28 protein-coding genes are annotated in these 25,838 nt (G+C 65.1%); 5 read left to right on the forward strand and 23 right to left on the reverse strand.

The genetic code is table 11. From position 1 onward, the window contains the following. Positions 1 to 210: 210 nt before the first annotated feature. Positions 211 to 828 (forward strand): hypothetical protein, encoded by a 618-nt coding sequence (locus K2W81_RS01050; RefSeq protein WP_294100559.1) that lies wholly within the window; start codon positions 211 to 213, stop codon positions 826 to 828. Positions 829 to 854: 26 nt separating this feature from the next. On the opposite strand, the gene K2W81_RS01055 is transcribed toward K2W81_RS01050, so the two are convergent. Then, the gene (locus tag K2W81_RS01055) at positions 855 to 2,513 is read right to left on the reverse strand and encodes a sulfatase-like hydrolase/transferase (RefSeq protein WP_294100561.1); all 1,659 of its coding nucleotides are present in this window, start codon (positions 2,511 to 2,513) and stop codon (positions 855 to 857) included. Positions 2,514 to 2,589: 76 nt separating this feature from the next. Between K2W81_RS01055 and K2W81_RS01060 the strand changes: the two genes are divergently transcribed. Beyond that, on the forward strand, positions 2,590 to 2,961 hold the full coding sequence (locus tag K2W81_RS01060) for a hypothetical protein (protein WP_294100562.1): 372 nt from the start codon (positions 2,590 to 2,592) through the stop codon (positions 2,959 to 2,961). Between the two features lie 133 nt (positions 2,962 to 3,094). On the opposite strand, the gene K2W81_RS01065 is transcribed toward K2W81_RS01060, so the two are convergent. The 5 genes from K2W81_RS01065 to K2W81_RS01085 are packed head-to-tail and all read right to left on the reverse strand — an operon-like array spanning position 3,095 to position 7,055. After that, positions 3,095 to 4,168, reverse strand: coding sequence for a DUF2855 family protein (locus tag K2W81_RS01065; protein WP_294100563.1), 1,074 nt, complete (start codon positions 4,166 to 4,168; stop codon positions 3,095 to 3,097). Next, entirely contained in the window at positions 4,165 to 4,617 is a 453-nt protein-coding gene (locus K2W81_RS01070) for a hypothetical protein (RefSeq protein WP_294100564.1), read from the reverse strand. The genes K2W81_RS01065 and K2W81_RS01070 overlap by 4 nt, the downstream gene beginning before the upstream one ends. Further along, positions 4,617 to 5,237: a hypothetical protein gene (locus tag K2W81_RS01075; protein WP_294100565.1), complete on the reverse strand. Its 621-nt coding sequence runs from the start codon at positions 5,235 to 5,237 to the stop codon at positions 4,617 to 4,619. Before K2W81_RS01075 ends, K2W81_RS01070 begins: the two co-directional genes overlap by 1 nt. Continuing rightward, the gene (locus tag K2W81_RS01080; protein WP_294100566.1) at positions 5,234 to 6,064 is read right to left on the reverse strand and encodes an SUMF1/EgtB/PvdO family nonheme iron enzyme; all 831 of its coding nucleotides are present in this window, start codon (positions 6,062 to 6,064) and stop codon (positions 5,234 to 5,236) included. The genes K2W81_RS01075 and K2W81_RS01080 overlap by 4 nt, the downstream gene beginning before the upstream one ends. Beyond that, positions 6,057 to 7,055: a glutathione S-transferase family protein gene (locus K2W81_RS01085; protein ID WP_294100568.1), complete on the reverse strand. Its 999-nt coding sequence runs from the start codon at positions 7,053 to 7,055 to the stop codon at positions 6,057 to 6,059. Before K2W81_RS01085 ends, K2W81_RS01080 begins: the two co-directional genes overlap by 8 nt. An 89-nt stretch (positions 7,056 to 7,144) precedes the next feature. Here K2W81_RS01085 and K2W81_RS01090 point away from each other — a divergent pair, with 89 nt between their 5' ends. Together K2W81_RS01090 and K2W81_RS01095 are read left to right on the forward strand one after the other, a co-directional pair. Continuing rightward, complete coding sequence (locus tag K2W81_RS01090) at positions 7,145 to 7,453, forward strand: SCP2 sterol-binding domain-containing protein (protein ID WP_366932196.1); 309 nt, start codon at positions 7,145 to 7,147, stop codon at positions 7,451 to 7,453. Continuing rightward, positions 7,446 to 9,839, forward strand: coding sequence for an arylsulfatase (locus K2W81_RS01095; protein WP_294100570.1), 2,394 nt, complete (start codon positions 7,446 to 7,448; stop codon positions 9,837 to 9,839). The genes K2W81_RS01090 and K2W81_RS01095 overlap by 8 nt, the downstream gene beginning before the upstream one ends. Here K2W81_RS01095 and K2W81_RS01100 read toward each other — a convergent pair. The 3 genes from K2W81_RS01100 to K2W81_RS01110 form a co-directional block, all read right to left on the reverse strand. Then, positions 9,811 to 10,734 (reverse strand): formylglycine-generating enzyme family protein, encoded by a 924-nt coding sequence (locus K2W81_RS01100; RefSeq protein WP_294100571.1) that lies wholly within the window; start codon positions 10,732 to 10,734, stop codon positions 9,811 to 9,813. The two genes, K2W81_RS01095 and K2W81_RS01100, sit on opposite strands and share 29 nt — an antisense overlap. A gap of 130 nt (positions 10,735 to 10,864) precedes the next feature. Next, positions 10,865 to 11,944 (reverse strand): MBL fold metallo-hydrolase, encoded by a 1,080-nt coding sequence (locus K2W81_RS01105; RefSeq protein WP_294100572.1) that lies wholly within the window; start codon positions 11,942 to 11,944, stop codon positions 10,865 to 10,867. Further along, entirely contained in the window at positions 11,941 to 13,245 is a 1,305-nt protein-coding gene (locus K2W81_RS01110; RefSeq protein ID WP_294100573.1) for a DsbA family protein, read from the reverse strand. Before K2W81_RS01110 ends, K2W81_RS01105 begins: the two co-directional genes overlap by 4 nt. Positions 13,246 to 13,443: 198 nt before the next feature. Here K2W81_RS01110 and K2W81_RS01115 point away from each other — a divergent pair, with 198 nt between their 5' ends. Next, positions 13,444 to 14,058 (forward strand): TetR/AcrR family transcriptional regulator, encoded by a 615-nt coding sequence (locus tag K2W81_RS01115; RefSeq protein WP_294100574.1) that lies wholly within the window; start codon positions 13,444 to 13,446, stop codon positions 14,056 to 14,058. A 393-nt stretch (positions 14,059 to 14,451) separates the two neighbouring features. Here the strand turns inward: K2W81_RS01115 and K2W81_RS01120 are convergent, their stop codons facing one another. From K2W81_RS01120 to flgB, 14 genes are all read right to left on the reverse strand, one after another. Next, the gene (locus K2W81_RS01120) at positions 14,452 to 14,877 is read right to left on the reverse strand and encodes a hypothetical protein (protein WP_294100575.1); all 426 of its coding nucleotides are present in this window, start codon (positions 14,875 to 14,877) and stop codon (positions 14,452 to 14,454) included. A 59-nt stretch (positions 14,878 to 14,936) separates the two neighbouring features. Beyond that, positions 14,937 to 15,836 carry a flagellar motor protein MotB gene (locus K2W81_RS01125; RefSeq protein WP_294100576.1) on the reverse strand — a complete coding sequence of 300 codons (900 nt, stop codon included), beginning with the start codon at positions 15,834 to 15,836 and terminating at the stop codon, positions 14,937 to 14,939. A gap of 223 nt (positions 15,837 to 16,059) precedes the next feature. Next, complete coding sequence (gene motA / locus K2W81_RS01130) at positions 16,060 to 16,923, reverse strand: flagellar motor stator protein MotA (RefSeq protein WP_294100577.1); 864 nt, start codon at positions 16,921 to 16,923, stop codon at positions 16,060 to 16,062. Positions 16,924 to 17,036: 113 nt separating this feature from the next. Then, entirely contained in the window at positions 17,037 to 17,945 is a 909-nt protein-coding gene (flgL, locus tag K2W81_RS01135) for a flagellar hook-associated protein FlgL (RefSeq protein WP_294100578.1), read from the reverse strand. An 8-nt stretch (positions 17,946 to 17,953) separates the two neighbouring features. Next, complete coding sequence (gene flgK / locus K2W81_RS01140; RefSeq protein WP_294100579.1) at positions 17,954 to 19,300, reverse strand: flagellar hook-associated protein FlgK; 1,347 nt, start codon at positions 19,298 to 19,300, stop codon at positions 17,954 to 17,956. Continuing rightward, positions 19,297 to 19,653: a rod-binding protein gene (locus tag K2W81_RS01145; protein WP_294100580.1), complete on the reverse strand. Its 357-nt coding sequence runs from the start codon at positions 19,651 to 19,653 to the stop codon at positions 19,297 to 19,299. Before K2W81_RS01145 ends, flgK begins: the two co-directional genes overlap by 4 nt. Continuing rightward, on the reverse strand, positions 19,650 to 20,744 hold the full coding sequence (locus K2W81_RS01150; RefSeq protein WP_294100581.1) for a flagellar basal body P-ring protein FlgI: 1,095 nt from the start codon (positions 20,742 to 20,744) through the stop codon (positions 19,650 to 19,652). The genes K2W81_RS01145 and K2W81_RS01150 overlap by 4 nt, the downstream gene beginning before the upstream one ends. 11 nt (positions 20,745 to 20,755) lie before the next feature. Further along, positions 20,756 to 21,451 carry a flagellar basal body L-ring protein FlgH gene (locus K2W81_RS01155; protein ID WP_294100582.1) on the reverse strand — a complete coding sequence of 232 codons (696 nt, stop codon included), beginning with the start codon at positions 21,449 to 21,451 and terminating at the stop codon, positions 20,756 to 20,758. After that, positions 21,432 to 22,220 (reverse strand): flagellar basal-body rod protein FlgG, encoded by a 789-nt coding sequence (gene flgG / locus K2W81_RS01160; protein ID WP_294100583.1) that lies wholly within the window; start codon positions 22,218 to 22,220, stop codon positions 21,432 to 21,434. Before flgG ends, K2W81_RS01155 begins: the two co-directional genes overlap by 20 nt. 13 nt (positions 22,221 to 22,233) lie before the next feature. After that, complete coding sequence (gene flgF, locus K2W81_RS01165) at positions 22,234 to 22,980, reverse strand: flagellar basal body rod protein FlgF (protein WP_294100584.1); 747 nt, start codon at positions 22,978 to 22,980, stop codon at positions 22,234 to 22,236. A 34-nt stretch (positions 22,981 to 23,014) separates the two neighbouring features. Continuing rightward, the gene (locus K2W81_RS01170) at positions 23,015 to 24,277 is read right to left on the reverse strand and encodes a flagellar hook protein FlgE (protein ID WP_294100585.1); all 1,263 of its coding nucleotides are present in this window, start codon (positions 24,275 to 24,277) and stop codon (positions 23,015 to 23,017) included. Positions 24,278 to 24,312: 35 nt separating this feature from the next. Further along, positions 24,313 to 24,996 carry a flagellar hook capping FlgD N-terminal domain-containing protein gene (locus K2W81_RS01175; RefSeq protein ID WP_294100586.1) on the reverse strand — a complete coding sequence of 228 codons (684 nt, stop codon included), beginning with the start codon at positions 24,994 to 24,996 and terminating at the stop codon, positions 24,313 to 24,315. A 2-nt stretch (positions 24,997 to 24,998) separates the two neighbouring features. Further along, positions 24,999 to 25,409: a flagellar basal body rod protein FlgC gene (gene flgC, locus K2W81_RS01180; protein WP_294100587.1), complete on the reverse strand. Its 411-nt coding sequence runs from the start codon at positions 25,407 to 25,409 to the stop codon at positions 24,999 to 25,001. A 1-nt stretch (position 25,410) separates the two neighbouring features. Continuing rightward, complete coding sequence (flgB, locus tag K2W81_RS01185; RefSeq protein ID WP_294100588.1) at positions 25,411 to 25,764, reverse strand: flagellar basal body rod protein FlgB; 354 nt, start codon at positions 25,762 to 25,764, stop codon at positions 25,411 to 25,413. Positions 25,765 to 25,838: the final 74 nt, after the last annotated feature.

Here is a 25,838-nt window from a genome sequence, read left to right on the forward strand (position 1 = left end):
TGTCCCCGCAACCAACGTTATCGAACCTCTGTCCGTCGCGGGCAGGGGTTCTTTTGCGTTTGGGCCTTTGCGTTTGCGGAGAATTTTCGGCTGCCCAAAAGGCGCGGCATTCTTTCGGCTGCAAAGATGTCCCCCGAAAGGGATGTCTTTTGCCCAAGAAAATCATACCCAAAGACCAGAGCGTTCGACATTTAATCGGGATGCGAAGCGATGGGCATTGCGGGCAGGGCGTTCCTCCTGACGGTACCATGGGTGGTCGCCTTTGTGCTGGCGCCGCTCGCGGTGCCTGGCGACTATGTCGCGGGTTTGCAGAGCTCGACGCTCGCGCACGCCGGGGCAGCGGCGGTGATGCTGGTCATGGCCGTGCTATACTTCTTCGAAAGCGCTAAACTGCCGAGATCATTTAGCTATTGGCATCCGATGGCCAGCTGGCTGGTGCTTTGCGTGGCCGAAAACCAGTATCATGGCGGCGGCGCGCGAGATCCCAAGCAGGCGACACTGGATTGCTTCGTGCTCGCCGAGAATGCCGTCGCGCCGCTCTCGATTCTGACGCTGTTAGTCGTGCTGCTTTATGGGAGGAGCACCAAGCTCAATTCCTACCGCATCGGCGAGCCGGACTGGATTTATGCCGCGCTCGCTGTGGCAGCGATGGCGGCGTCGGCGAACTCTATCCTCAACATCCTTTTCAGCGATCCACGCGCTTATGTCGTGGCGTTCGATCCCTATCGATTTGGGCTGAGTTGCGTGATACCGAGTTACTACGCTTATGCGCTCGTCATCCAGTTGGCGAATTCAGCCTATCGCGGGTTGCGGCGGCAACGGACTTGACGCTGCGCGTGTCGCGCTGCCGCCAATCAATTCGACCAATAGACATATTCCTGGCCCTTCTTCCACGGCGCATTGAGCGGCACGTCGATGCGGATTGGTGCTTCGATCAGCGCGGGCCATAGTGGCTTCCGCTGATCGCGGTCGTGCGCGGCGATCAAGCCGCGCATCGCTTTCACGCGATCGGGCTGCGCCGTTGCCAAATCGCGGTGCTCGGTCGGATCGGCGGCAAGGTCGTAAAGCCACGCCTTATTGGGCTTGCCGGCGATTTGGAGCTTCCAATTGCCGTCGCGCACGACCTTATTGTCGCCCGATCGCCAGAACAGGATCGAGTGCGGCGCAGCGCCGGTGCCGGCCTCAGCGCTGGCGAGCAAGTTGCTGCTATCCATTGGCCGGTCGCTCGGCACCGCGACGCCCGCCGCCGCCGCTGCCGTCGCGAAAATGTCGAGGTGATGCGCCGGACCGGGCAAGGTCGTGCCCGGCTTGATCTTGCCCGGCCAGCGCACGAAGAACGGCACGCGCAGGCCGCCTTCGAAGAAAGTCGCCTTATAGCCGCGATAGGGGGCATTGGTGTCGGCAATGCCGGTGTACCACGCACCGCCATTGTCGCTGGTGAAGATGACAAGCGTATTGTCGTCGATCCCCTGATCCTTCAGCGTCTGAAGCACGCGCCCGATGCCGCGATCGAGCTGGCGGATCATCGCGCCGTACACGCGCTGGGTATGGTCCTTGATCTGCGGCAGCGCGTCGTAATCGGCCTTGGTCGCCTGCAGCGGCGTGTGCGGCGCGTTATAGGCGAGGTACATGAAGAACGGGCGGTTGCGGTTGGCCTTGATCGCGGCGATGGCATTGTCGGTCCAATAATCGGTCAGATGGCCCTTGGGGGCAAAGCGCTGGCCGCCATTCCATTGCACGGCATAGGGCAGGTTGGGCCAGAGGAAACGATCAATCGGATCCCAGGGCAGCCGCGCATTGACGACGCCGGGATCTTCGGGCGGCATGAACATGCCGCCGCCCGCCAGAAAGCCGAGCGCTTCATCGAAGCCTTGCCCGGTCGGCTGGAGCGGCTTGGCCTCGCCGAGGTGCCATTTGCCGAGCTGGATCGTGTGATAGCCATTGCCCTTCAGCAGATCGGCAATGGTGATCTCGTCATGCGGCACGCCCATGTCTGGATAGTCGATCAGGTCCTTGGTCAGCTCTTCGTGGAAGATGCCGTTCGGTCTGCCATCGGTGGCGTGGCCTTCGCCAGCCGAGACACCGCGCGCGAAGGCGACGGGGACAGCGGTGAATTCGAAGCCGAAGCGTGTCGGATAGCGCCCGGTCATGATCGCCGCGCGCGACGGGCTGCACGTCGCATTGGCGGCATAGCCGGTGTCGAAATTCGCGCCCTCGCGCCCGATCGAATCGATATGCGGCGTCGGCACAGCACCACCTGCGACGCCACCGCCGAAGAAGCTGATGTCGTTGTGGCCGAGATCGTCGGCGAGGATGACGATGATATTGGGCGGGCGCGTACCAGCCACTGGGGTTGCCGGACCCTGCGCCCAGGCGACATCATGATTGGGCTGAATCGGATCGCGCCAGCGGCTGATGATGCCGGGGATGTAGTATTTATACTGCTGGAACAGCGCATAGCCGATGCCTGCCAGCACCGCCAAAACGCCGAGCCCAATCCAAAGCCGCCGCATCATCGCTCTCCCTTGGCCAGCACCTTGCCAAATGACACCGTAAACGCCAATAGTTTGTTTCAACCGAGGGGGATTTATGGGCAAGATTGTGGCGCGCGGCTTTCTCGCGCTTTGCGGTGTGATGGCACTGGGGCTGTTTGCGATGGCGTGGTTCGATCAGGAGCGCCTCGCGCGGGTGCTCGGTCCGGTCGCGCCGAGCCCGCTCGCGGCGGCGACGTTGCGCGCCGATCTGGGCGGCTTCTTCGGCGCCTGGGCGATCGGCGCGTTGCTGGCGGCGTGGCGCGATGACAAGCAAATGGCGCTGCTGCCGATGCTGTTGCTGGCGCTCGCCTTTGCCGGGCGGCTCTACACCTACGCGCTCACCGGTGACGCCGCGATCGTCCAGCCGATGGTGGTCGAGGCGGTGCTGGCCGTGCTGATCGGCGCGGCGCGGACGCGATTGGGCTAGGTGGGACGATCGTGGTTTTGATTCGTACCTGACCCCGTTAGTGTCGAGCGAAGTCGAGACACGGTACGCATCGCGTTTGGCCTGTTTCTCGACTTCGCTCGAAACGAACGGGTCGTGGTCTGGTGATCCGACTCTAAAAGGCCAGGATCAGCCCGCGGTCGGGCGGGGTCTTGCCCGCGACCATTTCGGCATAGGCAGCGGCGATCGCGTCAGCGCCCTCGGCTTCTATCACCGCCATGCGGGCGCTGAGAACGGCACAAGCGGCGATATTGGCTTCGACCGCGCGGCGCATCAGCACGCCTGCGCCCCAATCCTGGTCGCGCTTGGCGATTTGCGCGGGGGCGAAGAAAAACGCCGGGCGCGCACCGGGCAAGCCCTTGGGCGCGCGACCGGCGCCCCAATGCGTGGCGCCGACGCCGATGCTGGCTTTGACCTGATCGCCGAAATGCTGGTGCACCGAAGCGACGACCGCGCCGTCGCCCGACATGTCGACGAAGACGCTGGCCGTGGCCGGATCGAGCGTATTGATCGCGTCATAGGCAAGCACGCGGTCGTACAGCCCAAGCCCTTCGACGAACGCAATATTGCGCGGCGAGGTGAGGCCGATCACCTGCTGTTCGCCGCGCTGGCGGAGGTAATGGGCCAGCCCGAACGCTGTCTTCGACGACGCGCTGCCGATCATCACCTGCGCCGCGCCGAAGCCGGCGTTGTCGGCGATATAATCGTCGATGACGTACGACGTCGTCAGCAGCGGGAACATCAGGCTGCGCAGATCGGGGATCGCGGCGAGCGGCGCGGGATCGTCATTGGTCCGCGCATACATGTTATAGACATAGGGCAGTTCGCGACGGTGCGCGATGCCGTCCGTAATGCCGTTGGCGCTGATCTTTGACGGCGCCATCACGAGTTCCGACGCCATCGGGAAGAAGCCCCAATAGCAATCGCCAACCGCAATGCCCTCTGCCCGGCTCTCGACCACGTCGCCAAAGCCCCAGACGGGCACGCAGCCCCAGCCGTCCTCGGCATCGGGGAAGAAGCGCCAATAGCCGATCGCTTCGCCCGACAGCGCATAGCTGATATTGTTCGCGGTCAGCGCGAAGCGGCGCGTGGCGATGCGGATCTGGCCGTCTTCGAGCGGTGCGGAGTCGCGCTCGACGATCTTGGCCTGGTCGATCTGCGCGCGGTTGACGATCAGCTTGGTGGTCATGACGGCAGGGCTCCACGCCAGCGCGGCTGCCGCAGCGACAGCCAGAGAAATACCGCTATTAGCGGCACCGCGACGAGGCTGCCATAATGTTCGGGCGGATGATGACCGCCGAGCGGCGGCGCTTTCCAAACCCAGCCGAAGATCGACAGCAGCGTGCGCTCAACGAGACTGATCGCGAGCAGCAGCGGTACGAGTGAGCGGTAGCGTAAGCCTACCGCAATCATCACCAGCCCGTGGGCGAATTGAGTTGCGCCCGCCCAGGCGAAAATCGCGATGATGGTGCGGGTCTGGGCGCCGAAATCGATCCCTGCGATCGATCCTGCGCCGCCATCGGGCAGGAACATATGGATCATCCCCGGCACGACCCAAAGAACCCCGAGCAGCACCAGAAACCACGCCGCCGCGAGCGACCCGCGATAGTCATCGTTGGTCGAGGGCGGGAAAAGCATCAGCCGATCGCCAATTGCGTCAGCGCCGCGCCAAGCGCGAGAATGAGCGCGAGCCAGATGCGCGGGCCGACATAGAACTGGATCATCGGCGCGGTCGGGAAGGAAAAGGTGGCAAGCGTGCCCGCCAGCTTGTCGGGATGGTGCTTGGCGAATTGCGGATCGACGACCACATTCATCATGTCGCGGCGGCTGCGGTAGCGCATCAGGCCGATGATCGTCCAACCCGGATCGGGCTCGGTCGCCCAACTGTCGAGATAGGGGCCGATCTTGCGCCGCACGATCGCGGGATGGCCGCCGTTCTTGAGCAGCACCGGCATGAAGTGCTTGGAGTAGCGTTGCAGCAGCGACACGCCGGGGACTTGTTCGCCGCTGATCGGATCGGCGACGGGTGCTTGCGTCGCCTTGACGATGTTGAACATCACGAAATCGCGCCCATCGTCGGTTTCGAGGAAGCGGCGCAGATTGGCCTTGGCTTCGGGCGGCGTATCCTCGCGGCCTTCGAGTTGCGCGAAATAGCGGTCGATTTCGGCAGGGTTCAGCTTGCCGCGCCAATTATCGTACCAGAGCCGGAAGGCACCGTAGAGCGCGGCCGCGATGCCCCAGATCATCCAGCCGCTCATCCTTGCCCCTGATTAATGACACTATACGTGTCAATAACAGCATCGGCGGCCAAGCGAAAGCCGATATGCGCCGATGTAAAATCGGGCGCGACCGCAATGCGCGCGGCGGGGCGATAGCGCTGGCAGTATTCGGCGGCGCAGAGGAAGGAGCCGCCCTTCAGGATGATCAGCGCGTCGGAAGATGCGGCAGGCGCGCAGCAGCCACCGGGGGGCAGCGCGGCGGCGGTCGTCGTCCTTTCCCAGACATTGCCGATCATGTCGTGGAGGCCATAGCCATTGGCGGGATAGTTGCCGGTCGCGCTGGTTCCCGCCAAATCGCGCGCGTGCCACCAGGGGAAGCTACCTTCCCAGAAATTGGCCATAAGCTGCCCACCCGGCATCAGCTCATCGCCCCAGGCGTAATCGGCGCCTGGCAGCCCGCCGCGTGCGGCGACTTCCCATTCGGTCTCGGTTGGCAGCCGCGCGCCTGCCCAATCAGCAAAGGCTTGCGCATCGGCCTGGGCGATGTGGGTGACGGGGTGGTCGGGCGCGCCGTCGCGCCAAGTTACACCGTTGGCAAAGCGCCACCATTGGCGGGGGTCGCTCAGGTCGACCGGGCCATCGGTCATCGCGAACACACTCGATCCGCCCGCGTGTTCGGCAACGGTAACATGGCCGGTGGCAGCAACGAAGGTCGCGAACGCGTCGACCGTGACGGGCGACGCTGCGATCCGGAATGCGGCCAGCGTCACCTGTCGCGCCGGGCGCTCCTCGGGATAATGGCGATCCGATCCGACCTGCCATATGCCCGCCGGAATCGTGACATTCGGGCGCCAGGCCTCAGGCAAACAGCGCCTCGCAGCCAGTCCCCGCGAGCGCTGCGTCGACGCTGGCACGCGCGGCGCCATTGAGCGCGGCATATTGATCGCGCAGTGCCTTCAGGCATTTGGCTTGATAGGGGAAGGGTGCCTGCTCCCAAGCGCGCCCGTCGATTTCGGTCACGACCTTGTCCGCACCCGCCATCACAGCTTTCGCATTGGCGAGCAGCAGCGGGGCATAGGTCCGCCCGATTTCGCCGAGCAGCGCAGTGATCCCAGCCGGAAGGGCATCGACAGAGGCCCACTCAGTCTCGTCCTCACCCGACAAATCTTCAATGAAATTGGTCCAGGCGATCACCCTTGGCGCGATCTCGGTTGCGAGCGCCATCGGCGTCGGGTCGAACAGCGCGAGCTGAGTCAGCTGGCCGTAGAGCGCAAAGTCCGATGGCGCCGGCCGCGCGCCAAGCAGGAAGCGGTGCGCGCCGAAATGCGCGTCGAGGATCGTGAGCAGCCGGTGATAGCTCGCCTCGATCGTTGCGCCCGTCACCGCATTCGACCCGACATAGGCGAGCCGCGAAATCTGGCGATCGGCGAACGCCTTGCCCATTGTCGCGAGCGCCTCGTCGTCGAGCGGGCGCGCGTGCCAATTGGGCAGCACTTCGGCCGACTTGCGAATGTCGGCGGCGTAGGACCAGCGATAATGGAACATCGCCTTGGTCAGCCATTCGTCGCCATAATCCTCGATCAGCGCATCGATCAGCGCGAGCGCGGGGTCGGTGGGGACGATCGAGCGGTCGGCATGCTCGGCTTCGAGCCGCCGGATGATCGGCGTCGAATCGGTCATCGGCGCGCCGTCGAAATAGAAGGTCGGCAGCAGCGCGACCTTGGGCTGCGGCAGCGTCGCGCGCGCGCGGGTGATTGGCAGGAAGACATAGGGCAAGCGCCGATAGCGCAGCACCGCGAGCATTTTTCGCGTATAGGGCGATCCCGGTGACCCTGCGATCGTGATCGGTTCGGCCATCGATGCTCTCCTTGACTTTGGCGCGGGTTCGCGCTGTTATTGACACTGATAATGCCGATAGATGGCGGGCACAAGATAGCGGGGACAAGATGGCCGACCTGAATGAAGTGACGCAGATCATGAGCGCGAACAACGCCTTTGTGCCAGGCAAGCGGATCAAATTCGACTTCGGCAGCGACGGCGTGATCCTGCTCGACGGTGTTGCCGAAACGGTCACCTCCGAAGACACTGACGCCGACACCGTCATCAAGATGAGCTTCGACAATTTCAAGAAGATGGCGAAGGGCGAACTCAACGCTGCGGGCGCCTTCATGATGGGCAAGATCAAGATCTCGGGCGACATGGGGCTGGCGATGCAGCTCCAGTCGGTGACGTCGAAGATCAAGCTCGGTGGCTGACACGCCGAAGAAGGGCATCGACCGTCGTTCGTTGCTGATCGGTGGCGCAGCGGGCGCGGTCGGTGCGGGGGCGGTCGCGGCGGGCGGCATTTATGTGAAGGGCCAGCTCACCCCCTTCATCGCGCAGGCGCCGGTGGCCGAAGGCGCGCCGCCGCAGATCGCCGAATCCTATGCCGCCTCGCGCCCGACCGGCGACAAGCCGCCGCGCGCGCCCGAGGGAGCACCCAACATTCTCGTCATCATCCTCGACGATGTCGGGTTCGCCGATCTTGGCTGCTACGGCAGCGAAATCCCGACCCCGGCGATCGATGCGCTGGCGGGCAGGGGCCTGCGCTACGCCAATTTCCGTACCACCGCGATGTGCTCGCCGACGCGCGCGGCGTTCCTGACCGGGCTCAACCATCACAAGGCGGGGATGGGCTGGCTTGCCGATATCGATAGCGGCTTTCCGGGCTATCGGGGCGACCTGACGCGCGATGCCGCCGCCTTGCCCGAAGTGCTGCGCGATGCAGGCTATGGCACCTATCTGGTCGGCAAATGGCATGTGAACCAGTCGGCGTCGAATGGTCCGACCGGGCCGTTCTATAACTGGCCGACCAATCGCGGGTTCGATCACGCTTATTGGTTCCAGGGCCATTCGACCGATTATTGGCGCCCCGGTGCGATTTTCGATGGGACGACGCTAGTCGACATCTCGGCGCGGCCCGATGCCGATCATTACTACGCCAGCGACGATTTCGCCGAACAGGCGGTGCGTTACATCAACACCCACCGCGCGGTGACGCCCGACAAGCCGTTCTTCGTCCAGCTCGCGTTTTCGGGTGCGCATTCGCCGCTCCACGCCAAGCCCGAAGACCGCGATGCCTTCAAGGGCAAGTATGACAAGGGCTGGGACGCGGTGCGGCGCGAGCGGCTCGCGCGCCAGCAGGCAATGGGCGTGGTCGCGCCGACCACCAAGCTGCCGCCGCTGTCGAAAGGCGCCGAGCCGTGGGACGGGCTGAGCCCGGAGCAGCGCCAAGTCTATGCGCGCTACATGGAAGTCTATGCTGGCGTCATTGCCGGGCTTGATCGCGCGATCGGTCGCGTGACGGCGGCGCTCGTCGAACTGGGCGTCGCCGATGATACGCTTGTGCTGCTCTTCTCCGACAATGGCGGCAGCCCCGAAGGCACGCCGACGGGCACGCCCAATATCTTCGCGTCAGCGCTCGGTCGCGCGATTCTGCTGGCTGATGCGGCCAGGCTCGGCCCGGTGATGGGCGAGGCGGCGACTTTCCCGCATTATCCGATGGGCTGGGCCAATGCGTCGAACACGCCGTTCCGGCTCTACAAGCAATTCACCAATTTGGGCGGCGTCGCCGATCCGCTGATCGTCAGCTGGCCCAAGGGCATCGCCGCCAAGGGCGAAGTGCGCCAGCAATTCGTCCATGTCATCGACTTGTTTCCGACATTGCTCGATGCGGCGAAGCTGAAGCGTCCCGAGTTGTACCAGGGTCGCCGCCAGCACCCGATCGACGGCGCCAGCTTCGCCGCGACCTTTGCCAGCCCGCAGGCCCCGACGCGGCGCGAGCAATATTATGAGCTCGGCGGCTATCGGGCTTACGAAGACGGCACGTGGCGGCTGGTGACGATCCATGAGCGCGGCGGCGATTTCGCGGCCGATCGCTGGGCGCTCTATGATCTCGCGACCGACCCTACCGAGATGGTCGATCTCGCCGACAAGCACCCCGACATTGCGGCGGCGATGAAGGCGAAATGGGATGCGGCGGCGCGCGCAAACAACGTCTATCCGCTCGACGACCGCAACCTCATCATCAAGATGAGCCAGCAGCGCACCAAGGAAATCCGCCCGCTGTGGGAATTCCGCCCGCCCGTTCCTTACCTGCCGGTCGAGGCGTCGCCGCTCGTGTGCGGGCTCGATCACAGCTTCGATATCGTCATCGACCGCCCCGCCGATGTGCTCGACGGCGTGCTCGTCGCGCATGGCTCGGCGCCTGCGGGCTATGTCATCTATCTCAAGGGCGGGCAGCTTTTCTACGAATCGAGCCTGATCCCGTGGAGCGAGCGGATCAGCGGTGGGCCGGTGCCGGTGGGGCGCTCGACGATCCGCTACGAACAGGTGATGAAGGTCCGCCCGTTCGAAGGCGAAGGCGCGCTGTTCGTCAATGGCCAGCCGCGTGGGCGGCATGTGTTCGACAAGATCATCGCGTCGCCCAGCTATGACGGCATGTCGATCGGCCGCGATTTCGGCGCGCCGGTCTCGACCGCTTACTCAGGGCCGAACCCGTTCGCGGGCACGATCGAGCGGGTGACGATCAAGGTCGACAAGCGCGCGCCGACCTTTCAGGAAATGCGCCGCTTCATCCAGGCGATGCAGATTCGCGCCTGACGGTGCGAAAGCCGATGTGCGAGGCGCCGGTGTCGGGCGGGCCTTCCTCGCGCGCGGCGGGGCGGTAGCGGTAGCAATAATTGTCGGCGCAGAGGTATGAGCCGCCCTTGATGACATGGCCGCCGCTGCCCATCGCGCCACTCGTCCATTCCCACACATTGCCGGCCATGTCGTAGAGGCCGAAGCCATTGGCGGGGAAGCAGGCGACGGGCGCGACCTTGGCCTTGTAGCCGTCGCCACCCTGGTCGACGACGGGGAAGGGGCCTTGCCAGACATTGACGCGCGCCGGGCTGCTGCCGTCGCCGCCGGGGGCCTGATCGCCCCAGCTATATTGCGCCGCGACCAGCCCGCCGCGCGCGGCGGCTTCCCACTCGGCTTCGCTCGGCAAGTCGCGGCCCTTCCAGCGGGCATAGGCGAGCGCGTCGGCATAGCCGATATGCACGACTGGTTCCTGCTCGTGTCCGGCGATGCTGCTGCTTGGCCCAAGCGGATGCCGCCAGTCGGCGCCGGGGATGATCTTCCACCAGCTGGCGGGGCCGGTCGGGCGCTCGCCGGGCTTGAGCGGCACGAACACCAGCGATGAGGGGACCAGCCGCTCGCGCGGCACGCCGGGGTAGAGCTTCGGGTCGGGCGCGCGTTCGGCGAGCGTGCGGTATCCGGTCGCGGCGACGAAAGCGGCGTAGTTCGCGTTGGTGACTTCGGTCTGGTCGATCCAATAGCCTTGGAGGTCGACCGGGTGCGGTGGCCCTTCCTCGCGCCGTTCGGGCCGCGCGCCGATGAGGTAACGGCCGGGGGGGACCCAGCGCATGCCCGAGTTGGTGCCGGGTTCGGCGGCGAGGGTGGCGGGGGATTTGCACGCCTGCTCGGGGACGGCGGCGGAGCAGCCTGCAAGCATGATGCAACCCAGCGCCAAAACCCGTTCGTGCTGAGCTTGTCGAAGCACCGTTCTTCTTTTTCCAACCGCCGGAAAAGAAGTACGGCCCTTCGACGAGCTCAGGGCAAGCGGGATTTTTGCATTGGCGGGCTCAGAACCGCCGCTCATGCCGAATCTCGTCGCTATCGGCGGGCAGCAGGATCTCATCCCCATCATGGCCGACGATCAGCTGCCCCTTGAAGCGCGCGCGCGCGTCGCCGACGAAGGGCACTTCGAGGATCGAATAAGGCAGCGGCGGCACGATGTGCGTCAGCAGCAGCACCTTGACCCCCGCGCGCTCGGCGATGTCGGCAGCTTGTTCGGGCGTCGCGTGATAGCCTTTGATGTCGTTGAAAATCTGCGCGAGATTGCCGCGGCCCGCGCGCATTGCCGCATCATGCTGCATCGCCACCATCCGCACGCTCAGCGCTTCGTGGACGAGCACATCGGCGTGGCGGGCGGCCATTTCGACCGATTTGGCGGGGGCAGTATCGCCGGTGATGACTACGCGCCGCCCTTTATAGACGAAGGCATAGCCGTAAGCGGGGGTGACCGGGCGGTGGTTGACGGCGAAGGCGAACACCTGAAGTCCGTTCGCCGCATAGATCAGCCGTTCGCCGCCATTGGCGGGCACTAGCTCGGGGTGCGGGGCGAGGCCGAAGCCGCTTGGCGGCACCACTTTCGGCCCGTGGTGCGCGATGCGATAGCCGCTGTCGAGCTTGTACGCTTCGTTGAACCCCGCCGTCACCGTCTCGACGCCGGGCGGGCCATAGACCGGGAGCGCGGTCGCCGCCCCGCTCGACGCCCAGCGCTGGAGCATCAGCGCGCCGAGCGAGTCGATATGGTCCGAATGGAAATGCGTCAGGAACACCGCCTCGACCCGGCCCGCGCCATAGCCGATCCGCGTCAGATTGCGCACGCCGCCTTCGCCGATGTCGACGACGAACACGTGCCGCCCGGCGGTGACGACGGTGCACGGTCCCGCGCGGTCGGGCGAGGGGATCGGCGAGCCCGATCCGCACAGCCCGACGCTCAGCCCATCGGGGCGACCCTTGAACGGATCGGCCGTCAGCGCCGCGTCCATCCCGCGTTCGAACAGCGCGATGGCGATGCGTTCGCGGAAGATCCACGCGCTGCCTGCGACCAGCCCCGCGATCAGCGCGAGCCAGGCCAATACGCGCACGAACTTCATGGCATTCTCCGATCGATGGGGGGCAGGCCGTTGGCGGCGCGCAGGTCATCCTCGATCATCCAGAGACGGTCCTGCCCCCACCAGCCGGGGCGATCATCGACCTGGAAACTCGGCACGCCCCACAGCCCGAGCGCGAACATGTCGGCGCGATTGGCCTCGGCCACCGCGCGCCAGCTTTCGTCGGCGAGGCCTGCACGAACCTGATCTTGGGTCACCCCGGCGCGCGCGGCGACTTTTATCAGCCCGGGGTCGCCCGTCATGTCGATGCCGTCGGCAAAGGCGCCGCGCAGGAACGAAATCGCGAAATCGAGCCCCTTGCCGCTCGGCATGACGTGGTGCAGCACCGCCAGCCCGCGCTCAACGCCCAGCCCCACCGGGTCATGGATCGTGCCGAAGCCGATGCCGTGGCGCGCCGCCTCGCGTTTGGTATCGAGCGTGATGTACATACGCTTGGCGCGCGGCACCGGCAGGCCGCGCATCACCATCGGCAGCACGAATTTGAGGTTCAGCGTCGCGCCATAAGCCGCCGCCAGCCCGCCGATCCGTTCCGCCGCGACGAGCGAATAGGGTGAGCGGAACGACAGATAGCAGTCGAGCCGGGGCGGCGTGGCGAGCACCGGCGGCGCAGTGGGGTAGGGGCCGGGATCGAGGCGCGGGCAGATCGGTGGCGCGTCGCTCTCGTCCTCGGCGGCGAGCCGCGCTTCGAGATAGTGGAGCCGGTCGACGCCCCAATAGAACTCGCCTTCGAATGCCGTGGTCGAGCCAAGATAATGGCCGAGCTTGGCGCGTTCGGCGCCGCCTTCAGCCAGCGTGGCTTCGGCATCGGCTTCGCCAAGCGTTGCGGCCAGCTCTTCCAGCGCGTCTCCACCGCGGAACAGCGCCCGGGTGATCGCAGCCAGCACCGCCGCTGCGTCGTCGCGCCCCATCGCCGCAGCGGCAATGCGCTGGGCGCGCGTGACTTGCTCGGGCAGGGGTTCGCGCCCTACCGAGCCATCGCCAAGCCCGAGCGCTAGTTCGATCCGTGCCGCATCGCGGCGGCTGTAGGCCGCGAGCTTTGCCGCTTCGGGCGCGGCGGCCGCATCGGGCGCGGGCACCAGGCGCAAGGCGATCGTCAGCGCGTGCCGATCAGCCAGTCGCGCGAGATAATGCAGCGCCGCCGGGCCATAAGGATCGTCGATCTGGCAGAAGAAATGCACGATCCGATCGGCGCGCTTGATCCGCCTTACCGCGCGCTGCGTCCCCCGCCGCACATCGCGAAGCGCGGGGCTGGTCAGCACCGAAGTGAGCACGCGCTGGATCATCGCAGTGGCTTAGCCAATATTATTGCACGAGGCACGACAAATGTTTTGCGGCGTTTAAATGCCGAAAACTCACGGTAAACACGGGATAAACCCATTTTATGGCGCATATTCTGCCGAAACATGGGCAAACTGGTCCCGGTCCGGCCCGATCGCGCTGGACGGCTTTGCGCCAAGTCGGTACGGCTGGAGCCGAAAGATATGGCCACCAAAACCACCCCTCGCCCCGGCGCGACCGAGCCGCTCGACGGCCGCCACGCCCGGAGCATCGCGACCCGCGACAAGATTGTCGCGGCCTTGCTCCAGCTCGTCCGTGAGGGCGACGTCTCGCCCAGCGCCGCGCGCGTTGCCGAAACGGCGGGCGTCGGCCTGCGCACCGTGTTTCGCCATTTCGACGAAATGGACACGCTCTATCGCGAAATGTCCGAAGTCATCGAAGCGCAAGTGATGCCGATGATGCTCAAGCCGTTCGACGCGGGCGACTGGCGCGGGCGCGTGCGCGAAATGGCCGGGCGGCGGATTGGTATTTACGAAACGATCATGCCCTATCGCATTTCGGCGAGCGTCAAGCGCTTCCAGAGCGACTTCCTGATGCAGGGCTATCACCGCCAGCTCCAGCTCGAACGCACCTCGCTGCACGCGGTGCTGCCGCAAGCGGTGATCGACGACGCGCCGACCGCGAGCGCGATTGAAGTGACGATCAGCTTCCAATGCTGGCGCCGCCTGCGCCACGATCAGGGGCTGGCGATCGAGGACGCGCGGGCAGTGGTGGAGACGCTGCTTGAGGCAATGCTGGCGCGGATCGAGGTTGGCTAGAGCAGTTTGTGATCAAGCCAACTCACCCCTCCCCTTTAGGAGCATCGGGCGAAGCGCGCCCCGCGCGCTTCAGGTCCGGCTGGGAGCCGGACCGACCCTATGCTGGACGGGGGTGGGGCCCGTCCGCAAGCGGCGCGCCAGTTGAAACGCCCCACCCCAACCCAGTTCGGGCGCTCTCGGTCCCGTCCGGGGGACGGGACTGCGACCGAACTCCTGAAGGGGAGGGGTTTAAGTAAGCCCATATGATCACAAGCCTCTGGACCCCGCCCAAAAACGCGCGAAAGGTGTCAAAGGTTACGACCATCCCAGGGGGGGTAGCGATGCCGATGATGTCAAAGAGCCGATCAATGGGGTCGCACAGCTTTTCCGACAGTTGAAGTCAATTTTGCCCGATCACACCAGCAGCAGCGCGACCGGGAGCGCGGTGCCCGCCACCAGCATCATCAGCGACACCCGGCGGCTCGCGCGCATCGACAGCGCGATCCAGATGCCGAGCAGGGTCGACAGCATCAGCCCGACCGACATCAGCCCGGTAAAAACCTTGAGCGGGTAAGGCGAATGCGCAGGCGTTGCCGGCGGGGCTTCGCCGCCGGGCGCGCGCTTGGCCTCGGGGCGGGGTTTGCGCGGCTTGGGCAGGTCCTGCTTCTTGTGGATCTGTGCGATGACCTTGAGCCACTGCGGCGGCTTGTTCTCCGCTTCGTGGAAATCGAAGGTCTGGAGGATGCCCGAAAACGCGAAGAACAGGATCGCCGGCGCGAACATCATGCCGAGATAGAGATGCAACTGGCGCAGACGGCGCATGGTGCTGGCGGTGTTCACATCATTTCCCCTCGCGCTTTCGCCGGGGGGTAACCGGTCCGGGCGCCGTGCGCCAGCCGTCAGCGGCCAAACGCGCCCTTGCGATAGAGCAAGGTGATCGCGACGCGACGGTTGCGTGCGTCGGCGGGATTGGCGGTGATCAGCGGCTCGCGGTCGGCAACCCCCTCGATCCGTTCGAAGCGTGCATCGGGCAGGCCGCCCTGCGACAGCCGCTGGCGCGTCGCTTCGGCCCGGCTCGACGAGAGCAGCCAGTTGTTGATGCCGCTGGCGTTTCGGAACGCCAGACTGTCGGTGTGGCCGCGGATCATGATCGTGTTGTCGAGACCGCGGATCGATTCGGCGATCAGCCCCATCAGTTTGTCGGCTTCGGGCTCGAACATCGTCGTGCCGAGCGCGAACATCGAATAATCGGCATTGTCGACCAGATCGATGCGCAGACCATCGTTCTGCGGCACGAACTTGATGTGGGTGGCAAGCTTCTGGAGCTTGGGGCTGGCCTGGATCGCGGCGGTGATCTGACGACCGACCTTTTCGAAATTCTTCTTGTCCTCAGCGCGAACCGCCTTGTCCTTCAGCGTGCCCTTGTCGCCGGTGCCGACCTGAATGCCGCCGGTCGCCTCGACCGGCACCGTCAACGATCTTGTGCCGGTTTGCCCGGCGCGGTTCGGGTAATTGTCCTTTTCGATGATCGACGAGCCGCCGAACAGACCGTTTGAGCCGGCGCTGTTTTGCTTGAGCTCGATCAGCGTCGGCGTGAAATAATCCGCGAGTGCCTTGCGCTGCTTCTCGGTGGTCGCGCCGAGCAGCCACATCAGCAGAAAGAACGCCATCATTGCGGTCACGAAATCGGCATAGGCGACTTTCCACGCGCCGCCGTGATGGCCGCCATGCCCCTCGATATAGACCTTCTTGTAGATGATTTTCGGCGGCTGATTGGTACCGTGCGGGGCGCGGGCCATTAGCTGGCCTCACACAAAGGCACGAAGGCACCAGGAAGAAATTTGGTTCGCGCGGAGGCGCGGAGGCGCAGAGAGCGCAGAAGATGCTGCGTCGCGGGCGACGCCCCTCGACGGCATGGCCAAAGCGGATTGACCGTCGCTGGCGCGACCGGGGGCATTGCCGCCGCGATCTCCGCGCCGCCGCGTGAACAATCTTTGGTCGTGCCGTGGGATTGCAACATGTTTACCGCCCGCGCAGGCCGTCGAACACTTCGGCGAAGCCCGGCTGGTTGCTGTGAGCAATGCCCGAACGCGCGGCTTCGATCACCAGCGGCTGGGGGTGGCCGTGGAGCGAGGCGATGATGATCTGCTTCACCGTGTGATAGATTGCGGCATCGGCATCGATCACTTGCTTCAGCCGGTTGGCGAGCGGTGCCACGATACCGTAGGCGAGCAACACGCCCATGAAGGTGCCGACGAGCGCCGAGCCGATCATCGCGCCGAGGATCGACGGCGGCTTGTCGATCGATCCCATCGTCTTCACGACGCCGAGCACGGCGGCGACAATGCCGAGCGCGGGCAGCGCATCGGCGAGGCTGGTGAGCGTGGTGTGCGAGCCTTCGACTTCGTGGTGGTGCGTCTTGATGCTGTTGTCCATCACCTCTTCGACCGCATGCACGTCGAGCGTGCCCGACGACACGACGACGAGCCGCAGCGTATCGGCGATCAGGTTGATCAGCGTATGATCGGCGAGCAGGCGCGGATATTCGGCGAAAACCGCGCTCGACTGCGGGTCTTCGACATGCGGTTCAAGCGCGATCGGCCCGTCGGTGCGCAGCATCTTCATCAGCTTCGACACGAGGAAAATCGTGTCGAGATAATCCTGCTTCTTGTATTTGGGGCCCTTGAAGACTTTCACCAAGCCGCCGCCGAGCGCCTTCAGCTCCTTCATCGAATTGCCGATGATGAGTGCGCCCGCCGCCGCGCCGCCGATGATCAGCATCTCATGCGGAATCGCTTCCATGACCGGGCCGAGCGCACCGCCGGTGATGGCGAAGCCGCCAAACACCATGGCAAGCAACACGACGAGGCCGATAATTGGAAACATTGGGTGTGCCTTTCCCCCGGACCGATGACGCCGATCCCCTGGTCAGGGTAGAACGGCCATTCTCATCCTTTATTCACCCAATTTAGTCGCCAATCGGTTAACCAACGTGCCGATCAGCGAAGATAATCGAAGAGTGATAGCTGGCTGAGCCGCGACAGGCTCGATTGCGTGGCTTGCAGGATCGTGCTCGCCTTTTGCAGATCGATGATCGCTTTGGTGATGTCGGTGTCTTGCAGACCGCCGCGTTCGGTTTCGCGCGCGGTGTCGGTGGTTTCGATCCGCGCCGATTCGAGATCGAGCCGCGCGGCGCGTGCACCGATCGAGCCGCGCGCGGCGCTGGTCTGGTCGAGCGCGGTCGCAAGGCCCGCGATCGTGCCCGATGCGGCCGCACTGGTGGCGGCGGCGCCCGGCGTTTCGAGTGCGGTCACAAAATTGCTGAGGGTCGCAAAAATATCGCTGCCGCCGATGCCGCCGAAGATGCGCTCGGCGCTTTCGCTCGGTTGCACGTTCAGGCCATCGCCGATCGGGATCGCGGCGGGCGTGCCAGTGCCGGTGAAGCTGACGGTGCCGCTGGCGTTACGCGTCACGGCGGTGTCGCCGGTCGCGGCGCCGAACAGCGGTTCGCCGCGCGCGTCCCTGGTATTGGCGAGACCCACAAGGTCGTCGACGATCCCGCGCAACTGCGTCGCGATGATCGCGCGGTTGGCGTCGGTCAGCGTCCCGCTATTGGCCTGGATCACCAATTCCTGCGCGCGCTGGAGCTGGCTCGTCACGTCGCCGAGCGTGGTGTCGGCCTGACCGAGCACGGTCTTGGCGAGATCGAGATTCTTCTTGTTGACGGTCGCATCGGCGCCATCGCGCGCCAGCGTCTGGAGCCGGGCAAAGGCGACGGCGTCGTCGGAGGGTGCTTCGAGCCGGATGCCGGTGCTGATCTGCGTTTGCAACCGAGTCGTCGCGCCCGACAGCGACGCGAGGCGTCCGGCGGCGCGATCGTAGAAAAGATTGGTGCCGATCGTCGTCATGGCGGTCCCTAGCGGATGTCGAGCAGCGTCTGGAGCGTGTCGCGCGCGACCTGGATCACGCGGCTCGACGCCTGATAGGCTTGCTGGAAGCGCAGCAGATCAACGGCTTCGGCATCGAGATTGACGCCGGAGACGGCATCGCGCGCGGTGACCGCGGCGTCGCGGATCGATGCTTGCGCGTCGGCGACGGTCTTGCGGCTTTGCAAGGTCGCAGCATTATCGGTGGCAAGCGCGGTGGTCGCGCTTTCAAAGCCGCCGCTGGTGCGCAGCGCAGCGAGCGCCGCGAGATTGCTGTTATCACGCGGGCCACCGCCGACGGCGGCGGCAGCGATGCCGCGCGGTCCCGACAGCGTCACGCTGATGTCGGTCGGCGTGCTGCCCACCGCGAACAGCGCCGCGCCGGGATTGCCGTCGAGGTCGCGCCCCTGCGCCTGCACGGCGTTGACGCCGCTGACGAAATCGCTCGCGATGCTGTTGAGCTGATTGCGCGTGTCGGTGATCCGCTGCGCGCTGTCGACGATGCCGGCGAGCGCGCCGCCGGTCGGCGTGATCGCGGTCGAACTGCCGAGCCGGTGGACCGCGAACGATGCCGCGCCGCTGCTCCCCCGCACAAAAGTGACATTTCCGGCTTCGTTGCCGCTGACGAGCACAGGGCCCGCATTGCCGCCGATCGTCACCGTCGCGCGGCCAAAGCCATCGGTGGCGACGCCGATGTCGGTGAGCTGGCTCAGCTGGTCGAGCAACTGGTCGCGCTGGTCGAGCAGGTTCGCCTGACCCGAGCTATTGGGATTGCTGCGCGCCAGCCCGTTGTTGACCCGGGCGAGCGAGGCGGCGAGCGAATCGATCGACGACACCGCGCCTTCGGCCGATGAGTCGAGATCGGTATTGGCCTGATCGAGCGCGCGGCCGGTGGTGGCAAAGGCATTGGCGGCGCTGTTCGCGGCTTCGATCGCGGCGGCACGCGGCGCGCTGGCGGTCGGATTGGCGGCGACGATATTGGCCGAATTGAAAAAGCTGGTGAGGCGCCCGGCGAGATCGCTGCTCGACAGGCTGCCTTCGATGCGGTCGAGCGCGCCGATGCTGGTTTCGGTGCGGGCGAGATCGGCGCCTGCGCTGCGTGCAGCGGCGGTTTTGAGCGGATCGGCAGCGCGACCGACGCCGGTGACGACGACGCCATTGCCCGTCGTGCTGCGGAGCGAGGTGAGCACGCCGCTGCTCGGTGCGACCTCGGCAAGCGTCGTCGTCCGGCGCGAATAGCCCGGCGTGCTCGCATTGGCGATGTTGTCGGAAACGGTGGTCAGCGCCGATTGATAGGCGCGCAGACCACTAGCCCCGATCGAAAGCAGGTCGCTCATGGCGAGCTTATGGCATTGGGAGTGTTATCAATTGGTTTCTGCAAGTCGGGATCGGACTTGGCGAGAAACGCGGTCACGGCCTTGCCGATGCCCATCGGCTTGGCCTCGGCCATCGTCGCGGCGATCTTGTCGTCCTGCATGTCGCGGAACGTCTCCATCGCCTTGTTCGAGAACAGATCCTCGGCGAGATGCGTCTGGCGCATCGATTTGAGCATCATCTTGGTGAACACGGCTTCGAACGCCTTGCCCGCCTTGTCGAGATTGGCGCGCGAGGCGAGCCGACGCGTGTCACTGCCGATCGACGAGACGTCAGTCGAGGTCGCCGGGAGCGTCGGGGCAATGGGCGCGGTCACAGGATGATCAACTCGGCTTTGAGCGCACCGGCTTCCTTCAGCGCCTCAAGGATCGCGACCAGATCGGCGGGTGATGCGCCGATCGCGTTCATGGCTTTCACCACATCGGCGAGCTTGGGGCCGGGTTCGATCAGGAAGATCGGCTTCACTTCTTCGGTGATGCCGACCGCGCTTTTCTGTTCGACGGCGGTCTGGCCCTGGCTGAAGGGGGCAGGCTGGCTGATCTTTTGCGATTCATCGACGCGCACGGTGAGCTTGCCCTGCGTCACGGCGGCAGGGCCGAGCCGGACGGCCGAATTGATCACCACCGTGCCGGTGCGGGCATTGACGATGACGCGGGCGGAAGGTTCGGCCGAGGTGACGGTGAGATTTTCGATTTCGCTCATCAAGGTTGCGCGCAGATCGGCGCCTTCGGGCGCGGCAATCGCGATCGACACGCCGTCGACTGCCTGCGCGCGGCCGGGTCCGAGCCGGGCATTGACGGCAGCGGCAATCGACTGTGCGGTGGTGAAGTCCGAGCGGGCGAGATTGAAGGTGAGGACCGGCGTCGTCGCAAAGCCGGTGTCGACCGAGCGTTCGACCGTCGCCCCTTCGGGGATGCGGCCCGACGAGGGGATGTTGACGACGATCTTCGAGCCATCGGCGCCTTCCGCGCCCAAGCCACCGACCGCGAGTGACCCCTGCGCCATCGCATAGACCTGGCCATCGGCGCCTTGCAGCGGGGTCAGGATCAGCGCCCCGCCGCGCAAGCTCTTGGCTTTGCCGAGCGCGGCGACGGTGACGTCGATCTTCTGGCCCGGCTTGGCGAACGGCGGCAGTTCGGCGGTGATCAGCACCGCAGCCGAATTTTTGAGCGACGGGTTGATATTGGCGGGCAATTGCAGGCCAAAGCGCGATGCGACGCTTTTGAGCGACTGGACGGTATATTCCAGATTGTCGTCGCCGGTGCCCGGCAGCCCGACAACAATCCCATAGCCGGTCAACTGGTTGGTGCGGATACCCTGAAAGGCGCCAAGATCCTTGACGCGGTCGGCCTGAGCAGGCGTCGCGAGCGACAGGCTCATAAGAAAGGCGAGGAACAGGCGGAGCATGGGGCTTCCCATCAGAACGGGCTGATCACGGAGAAGAAGCGGCTGAACCACCCCTGACGGCTGGCGCGGGCGACATCGCCCTTGCCGGTGTAAGCGATCTGTGCGTCGGCAACGCGGGTCGACAGCACGCGATTATCGGCGTCGATATCGGCCATGCGGACAATGCCCTTGATCTGGACGAATTCGTCGCCGCGATTGAGTGTCACGCGCTTCGCGCCCTGCACCAGCATCGTGCCATTGGGATAGACTTCGGATACCGTGACCGAGAGCTCGCCCGACAGTGTGTTCGACTGGTCGGCAGTGCCCTGACCATTGAAGCCGCGATTGCCGCCGACTTTCGCCGAATTGGGATCGAACGACAGTGGGCCGCTGGTCGGCGGGATGATGGCCGCGCTGCCGTCGCTGGCGAGCTTCGAGCTCGCCGACTTCGACGCAAGCGTGCGCTCGACAAGCGTGATCGTCAGCGGATCGCCGACGCGACGCGCGCGCCAGCCTTCGTACAGCGGCGCATAGCCCGCCGACGCCTGATAGATCGACCCATTGGCGGGCGGCGGCGGCGGCGGCACCGGCTTCGATGCGCTGAAATCGGGTGGTGGTGGTTTCTTCTTGCCAAACAGCCCTGCGGCCGCCGGGTCCGGCAACGCGAGCACGCACGCAAGGGCGCCGACAGCCAGCAAGAGCGCGGCCTTAGATGTTCTGATTGACATATTTCAGCATTTCATCGGTTGCGGTGATCATCTTCGAATTGACTTCATAGGCACGCTGGGTCTCGATCATGTCGACGAGTTCTTCGACGACATTGACGTTCGATCCTTCGAGCGCGCCCTGGCGGATGTTGCCGCGCCCTTCCTGGCCAGCAATGCCAAGCAGCACCGCACCCGAGGCTGCGCTTTCGGTGAGGTAATTGTCGCCGATCGACAGCAGGCCGGCGGCGTTGGGGAAGGTCGCGACTTGGATCTGGCCGACCTGGCTTGGCTCGGTCTGGCCGGGGATCACTGCCGACACGGTGCCGTCGGTGCCGATCGTGATCGAGGTGGTGCCTTCGGGAATCGTGATGCCCGGCTGGACCTGATAGCCCTCCGCCGTCACCAGCAAGCCTTGGGCGGAGCGGCTGAAATTGCCCGCCCGCGTGTAGCCGAGCTGCGCACCCGGCAACTGGACCTGGAAATAGCCCTCGCCATCCAGCGCGAGATCGAGCGAATTGCCAGTCTGCGCGAGCGTGCCTTGGGTGTCGATCCGCGCGGTGCCCTGAATGCGCACGCCGGTGCCGAGATTGAGGCCGGTCGCATAGCGCGTTTCGGACGTGCTCGGCGCGCCGGGCGCGGTCACGGTCTGGTAGGCGAGTGTTTCGAACGCGGCGCGATCGCGCTTGTAGCCGGTGGTATTCACGTTGGCCAGGTTGTTCGAAATCACGCGCATGCGCATGTCCTGGGCATCGAGCCCGGTGCGTGCGATATGGAGTGCGGCGCTGCCCATCTTCTAAATTCCTTCAGCCTGGCAGGCGCATGAGCTGCGCGCTGCTTTCGTCCAAATCCTTGGCCGACTTGATTAAATTTGCCTGCACTTCGTAGCTGCGCTGGTTTTCGATCATGTCGATCAGCGCTTCCGTCAGGTTCACGTTCGATTGTTCGAGCGCGCCGGTTTCGACCTTGGCGGTCAGGTCGCGCGGCAGCGTGCCGCCGCCCTCGACATGGAGCAGATTGTCATTGCCCTTGACCGTCTTGGTGCCCTTGTCGCTCGCGAGCTTGATCGTATCGATCACCTGCGCGGGTGCGCCGCTGGCGGCGCCGAGCGGGATGATCGAGACGATCCCTTCCGGGCTGATCGTCACTTTCTGCGCAGGGGGTATGGTGATCGGCCCCCCCGAGCCGATCACCGGGAAACCGTCGCCGGTCTCCAGCACGCCCGACGCCGCGACCTGAAGGTCGCCGCGCCGGGTATAGGCTTCCTGTCCGTCCTTATCCTGCACCGCGATCCACGCTTCGCCGGCCACCGCCACGTCGAGCGGGCGGCCGGTTTGGGCAATGGTCCCGGCGCGCCGATCGAAATCGGCGAGCGATTCGGAGGCAGGCTGGCGCGCGAAGGTGCTCGAATTGCTGACCTTGAGCTGATCGAACACCACGCGATCGGCGCGGAAACCCGTCGTCGATGCGTTGGCGATGTTGTTGGCGATCGCCGCCTGCGACGCGAGATGCGCCTTCAGCCCCGATGCCGCCGTGTAGATCAGCTTGTCCATTCAATCGATTCCTTGGCGCCCGTTTCGCGCGTAATTACTGGATGTTGAAGAGCGTCTGGACGACCTGCTTGTCGGTCTCGAGCGCCTTGGCATTGGCCTGAAAGCTGCGCTGCGCGGCGATCAGCGCGACCAGTTCTTCGGTCGTGTCGACGTTCGAGCGTTCGATCGTGCCCGACAGCAGATTGCCGAAGCCATTGCTGTCAGCCGAGCCGACCACGGGCGCGCCCGACAGGCCGGTTGCCGACCAATAGCTGTTGCCAAGCTGGCGCAACGCCTGCGGATTGGTGAAATTCGCGAGCACGACCTGGCCCAGATTCTGGGTGTCGCCGTTCGAAAAGCTCGCCTTGACCAGACCCTTTTCGTCGATCGAGACGCCCTGGATCAGGCCAACCGCGGCGCCGTCTTGCGTGCGCGACGTGATGTCGAACGGCAGAGCACGCTGGGTTGCCGTGCTGAGGTTAAACGCGATTGTCTGCGCGTTCGGGCTGCCCGTCGGCGTAAAGGCGTCAAAGCTCGTCGGTGTGGTCGGCGAGGTCAGCACGCCGGCATTGTCGAAGGTCAACGTCACGGCAGCATTGCCGCCCGCGGTCAACTGCTGGTCGCCGACGAAGCTGTAAACGCTCCACGTGCTGGTCGGCGTCGCGGCATTGGCGACGGTGTCGCGGCGGAAGTAATTGGTCAGCGTGCGCGGATTGCCCTCGGCGTCATAGATCACCGTCTGGGTCGAATTATTGTAGCTCGACGGATCGAAGCGATCGAACGCGACCGCCGTCGGCACCGAAGCGCCACCGGGCAGATTGGCCGACAGCGCGACCGTGCTGGTCGCGATCGGGTTGCCGCTGGTCGCGGGCAGGCGCAGGCTTTCTGCACCGCTGAGGCCTGAGGCGACGACCGCGCCGCTGCCGTCGACCGGATAAACCTGCAGATGGCCGCCCTGCGCATCGACGACATAGCGGTTGGCATCAACGAGGAAGGCGCCGTTGCGCGTGAAATTGGTGGCAGCAGCACCGAGCTGCGGCTTGACCGCGAAAAAGCCGTCGCCTGAAATCGCGAGGTCGAGCGACGATTGCGACTGGACCAGATTGCCCTGCGTGAATTGCTGGCGGTTGCCGGTCACGACCACGCCCGCGCCAATCGCCGAGCTCGGCTTGGCCGACACCGATGTGGCGATGACATCGGCGAAATCGGTGCGGCTCTTCTTGAAGCCGTTGGTCGCGACATTCGCCAGATTGTGCGAAATCACCGACAAATCGGTCTGTGCGGCCTGAATGCCGCTGAGGGACGTGTAGATCGACATGGTTACTCTCCTCGACGAAACAAATTGGGGTGGGATCAGCCGATCTGGCGGACCTTGCTGGCAGCCACGGTGCCGATGCCGGGCAGCGTGAGTTGCGGGCCGCCGGTTGCGGGCAGCGATACGGCGGTGACGGGCGCCCAGACGAGCGGGGTCGCCCCGACGATCCGGCCATTGCTGTTGGCGGTGACGTTGAGCGTGTAGGGGCCAGCACCGGCTTGCTCGCCGCTGTCGGTAATACCGTCCCAGTCGAATTCGGCGGTGCCCTTCGCTTGCGCACCGAGCGTCAGCGTCTTGAGCACCGAGCCGTTCGGCCCGACGATGGCGACGCGCACGTCGCTGGCGTCGCTCGCCAGATCGACCGCGCCCGCGATCCCGCCCGACTGGCGCGGGTAAGCGGTATTGCCCTCGGTGAGCACATTATGGCCGACATAAGCGAGCGCGTCGCTGGTCGAGGTGCTGCCGAGCTTGTCCTGGATCGACTTGAGCGTCGAGTTGATCTCGCTGATGCCGCTCACGGTCGAAAATTGCGCGAGCTGAGTGAGCTGCTGCGTCGCGTCGACCGGATCGGTCGGGTCCTGATTCTTGAGCTGCGCGGTCAGGAGCTTCAGGAAATCATTCTGGCTGAGCTGGTCGGCCTGCGCCGCCGTCTTGACCGCCGGGCTGGTCGCGGTGCGGCCGATCCCCAGATTTTGCAGCGTGGTATCGAAACTCGTCGCCATGATCAGCGTCCCAGCTTGAGGGTGTCGAGGATCAGCGACTTGGCCGTCTGCATCACTTCGACGTTGTTTTGGTAACTGCGCGCGGTCTCCATCATGTCGACGAGCTCGCGGGTCTGATCGACCGCCGCTTCCCACACATTGCCGTCCTTGTCGGCGAGCGGGTTGGACGGATCGTAATTTTTGGTCGGGCGGTTGCCGGCCTGGACGACGCTTTCGACATTGACGGTGGACAGCCCCGATGCCTTGTCGAACTCGGTGCGGAACACCGGCTTCATCGTCTTATAGGCGGCTTCTTCGCTCGACGAGACGACGCCGGCATTGGCGAGGTTCGACGCGGTCGTGTTCAGCCGGATGAGCTGCGCCGACATCGCGCGGCCCGCGACCTGGAAGATGTTGAGCGGTTGACCGGCCATCTTATTCGCCTCTCAAGGCGCGGGTGAGCTGGCCGATGCGGCCGTTCAGGAACGACAGCGTCGTCTGATAGGCGACGGCATTTTCGGCAAAGGCGGTCTGTTCGGTCGCGAGTTCGACGGTGTTGCCGTCGGCCGATGCCTGGAGCGGCACGCGATATTTGGTGGCCGCATCGATCGCGCCGTCGCTCAGCCCGCGCGGGCCGCCAGCGGCCTTCATCGCTTCGCGGAAATCGACATCGCGTGCCTTGAAGCCCGGCGTCGACGCATTGGCGATGTTCGACGCGAGCAGCCCGAGGCGACGCGAACGCACCTCAAGCGCGGCACCGTGCACCCCAAAGAGAAGATCGTTGGCCATCGTGGCATATCCTCACGCAAAAAATCCTGCGCGAGCATCCAAGCAATCACCGTGCCAATTGCGTGCAGTCCCCG

The organism is Sphingomonas sp., assembly GCF_019749955.1.
In the GTDB taxonomy this organism is placed as follows: domain Bacteria; phylum Pseudomonadota; class Alphaproteobacteria; order Sphingomonadales; family Sphingomonadaceae; genus Sphingomonas.

Excerpts from the sequence above, each read along its gene's own strand:
- K2W81_RS01170 (WP_294100585.1), bottom strand. The coding sequence starts at position 24,277 with ATGTCGATCTACACGTCCCTCAGCGGCATTCAGGCCGCACAGACCGAT.
- K2W81_RS01050 (WP_294100559.1), top strand. The coding sequence starts at position 211 with ATGGGCATTGCGGGCAGGGCGTTCCTCCTGACGGTACCATGGGTGGTC.
- K2W81_RS01065 (WP_294100563.1), bottom strand. The coding sequence starts at position 4,168 with ATGACCACCAAGCTGATCGTCAACCGCGCGCAGATCGACCAGGCCAAG.
- flgK (WP_294100579.1), bottom strand. The coding sequence starts at position 19,300 with ATGAGCGACCTGCTTTCGATCGGGGCTAGTGGTCTGCGCGCCTATCAA.
- K2W81_RS01055 (WP_294100561.1), bottom strand. The coding sequence starts at position 2,513 with ATGCGGCGGCTTTGGATTGGGCTCGGCGTTTTGGCGGTGCTGGCAGGC.
- K2W81_RS01150 (WP_294100581.1), bottom strand. The coding sequence starts at position 20,744 with ATGCTCCGCCTGTTCCTCGCCTTTCTTATGAGCCTGTCGCTCGCGACG.
- K2W81_RS01175 (WP_294100586.1), bottom strand. The coding sequence starts at position 24,996 with ATGGCGACGAGTTTCGATACCACGCTGCAAAATCTGGGGATCGGCCGC.
- flgL (WP_294100578.1), bottom strand. The coding sequence starts at position 17,945 with ATGACGACGATCGGCACCAATCTTTTCTACGATCGCGCCGCCGGACGC.
- motA (WP_294100577.1), bottom strand. The coding sequence starts at position 16,923 with ATGTTTCCAATTATCGGCCTCGTCGTGTTGCTTGCCATGGTGTTTGGC.
- K2W81_RS01105 (WP_294100572.1), bottom strand. The coding sequence starts at position 11,944 with ATGAAGTTCGTGCGCGTATTGGCCTGGCTCGCGCTGATCGCGGGGCTG.
- K2W81_RS01125 (WP_294100576.1), bottom strand. The coding sequence starts at position 15,836 with ATGGCCCGCGCCCCGCACGGTACCAATCAGCCGCCGAAAATCATCTAC.
- K2W81_RS01155 (WP_294100582.1), bottom strand. The coding sequence starts at position 21,451 with ATGTCAATCAGAACATCTAAGGCCGCGCTCTTGCTGGCTGTCGGCGCC.
- K2W81_RS01060 (WP_294100562.1), top strand. The coding sequence starts at position 2,590 with ATGGGCAAGATTGTGGCGCGCGGCTTTCTCGCGCTTTGCGGTGTGATG.
- K2W81_RS01090 (WP_366932196.1), top strand. The coding sequence starts at position 7,145 with ATGGCCGACCTGAATGAAGTGACGCAGATCATGAGCGCGAACAACGCC.
- K2W81_RS01070 (WP_294100564.1), bottom strand. The coding sequence starts at position 4,617 with ATGCTTTTCCCGCCCTCGACCAACGATGACTATCGCGGGTCGCTCGCG.
- flgC (WP_294100587.1), bottom strand. The coding sequence starts at position 25,409 with ATGGCCGGTCAACCGCTCAACATCTTCCAGGTCGCGGGCCGCGCGATG.
- K2W81_RS01115 (WP_294100574.1), top strand. The coding sequence starts at position 13,444 with ATGGCCACCAAAACCACCCCTCGCCCCGGCGCGACCGAGCCGCTCGAC.
- K2W81_RS01110 (WP_294100573.1), bottom strand. The coding sequence starts at position 13,245 with ATGATCCAGCGCGTGCTCACTTCGGTGCTGACCAGCCCCGCGCTTCGC.
- K2W81_RS01100 (WP_294100571.1), bottom strand. The coding sequence starts at position 10,734 with ATGCTTGCAGGCTGCTCCGCCGCCGTCCCCGAGCAGGCGTGCAAATCC.
- flgF (WP_294100584.1), bottom strand. The coding sequence starts at position 22,980 with ATGGACAAGCTGATCTACACGGCGGCATCGGGGCTGAAGGCGCATCTC.
- flgG (WP_294100583.1), bottom strand. The coding sequence starts at position 22,220 with ATGGGCAGCGCCGCACTCCATATCGCACGCACCGGGCTCGATGCCCAG.
- K2W81_RS01085 (WP_294100568.1), bottom strand. The coding sequence starts at position 7,055 with ATGGCCGAACCGATCACGATCGCAGGGTCACCGGGATCGCCCTATACG.
- K2W81_RS01075 (WP_294100565.1), bottom strand. The coding sequence starts at position 5,237 with ATGAGCGGCTGGATGATCTGGGGCATCGCGGCCGCGCTCTACGGTGCC.
- flgB (WP_294100588.1), bottom strand. The coding sequence starts at position 25,764 with ATGGCCAACGATCTTCTCTTTGGGGTGCACGGTGCCGCGCTTGAGGTG.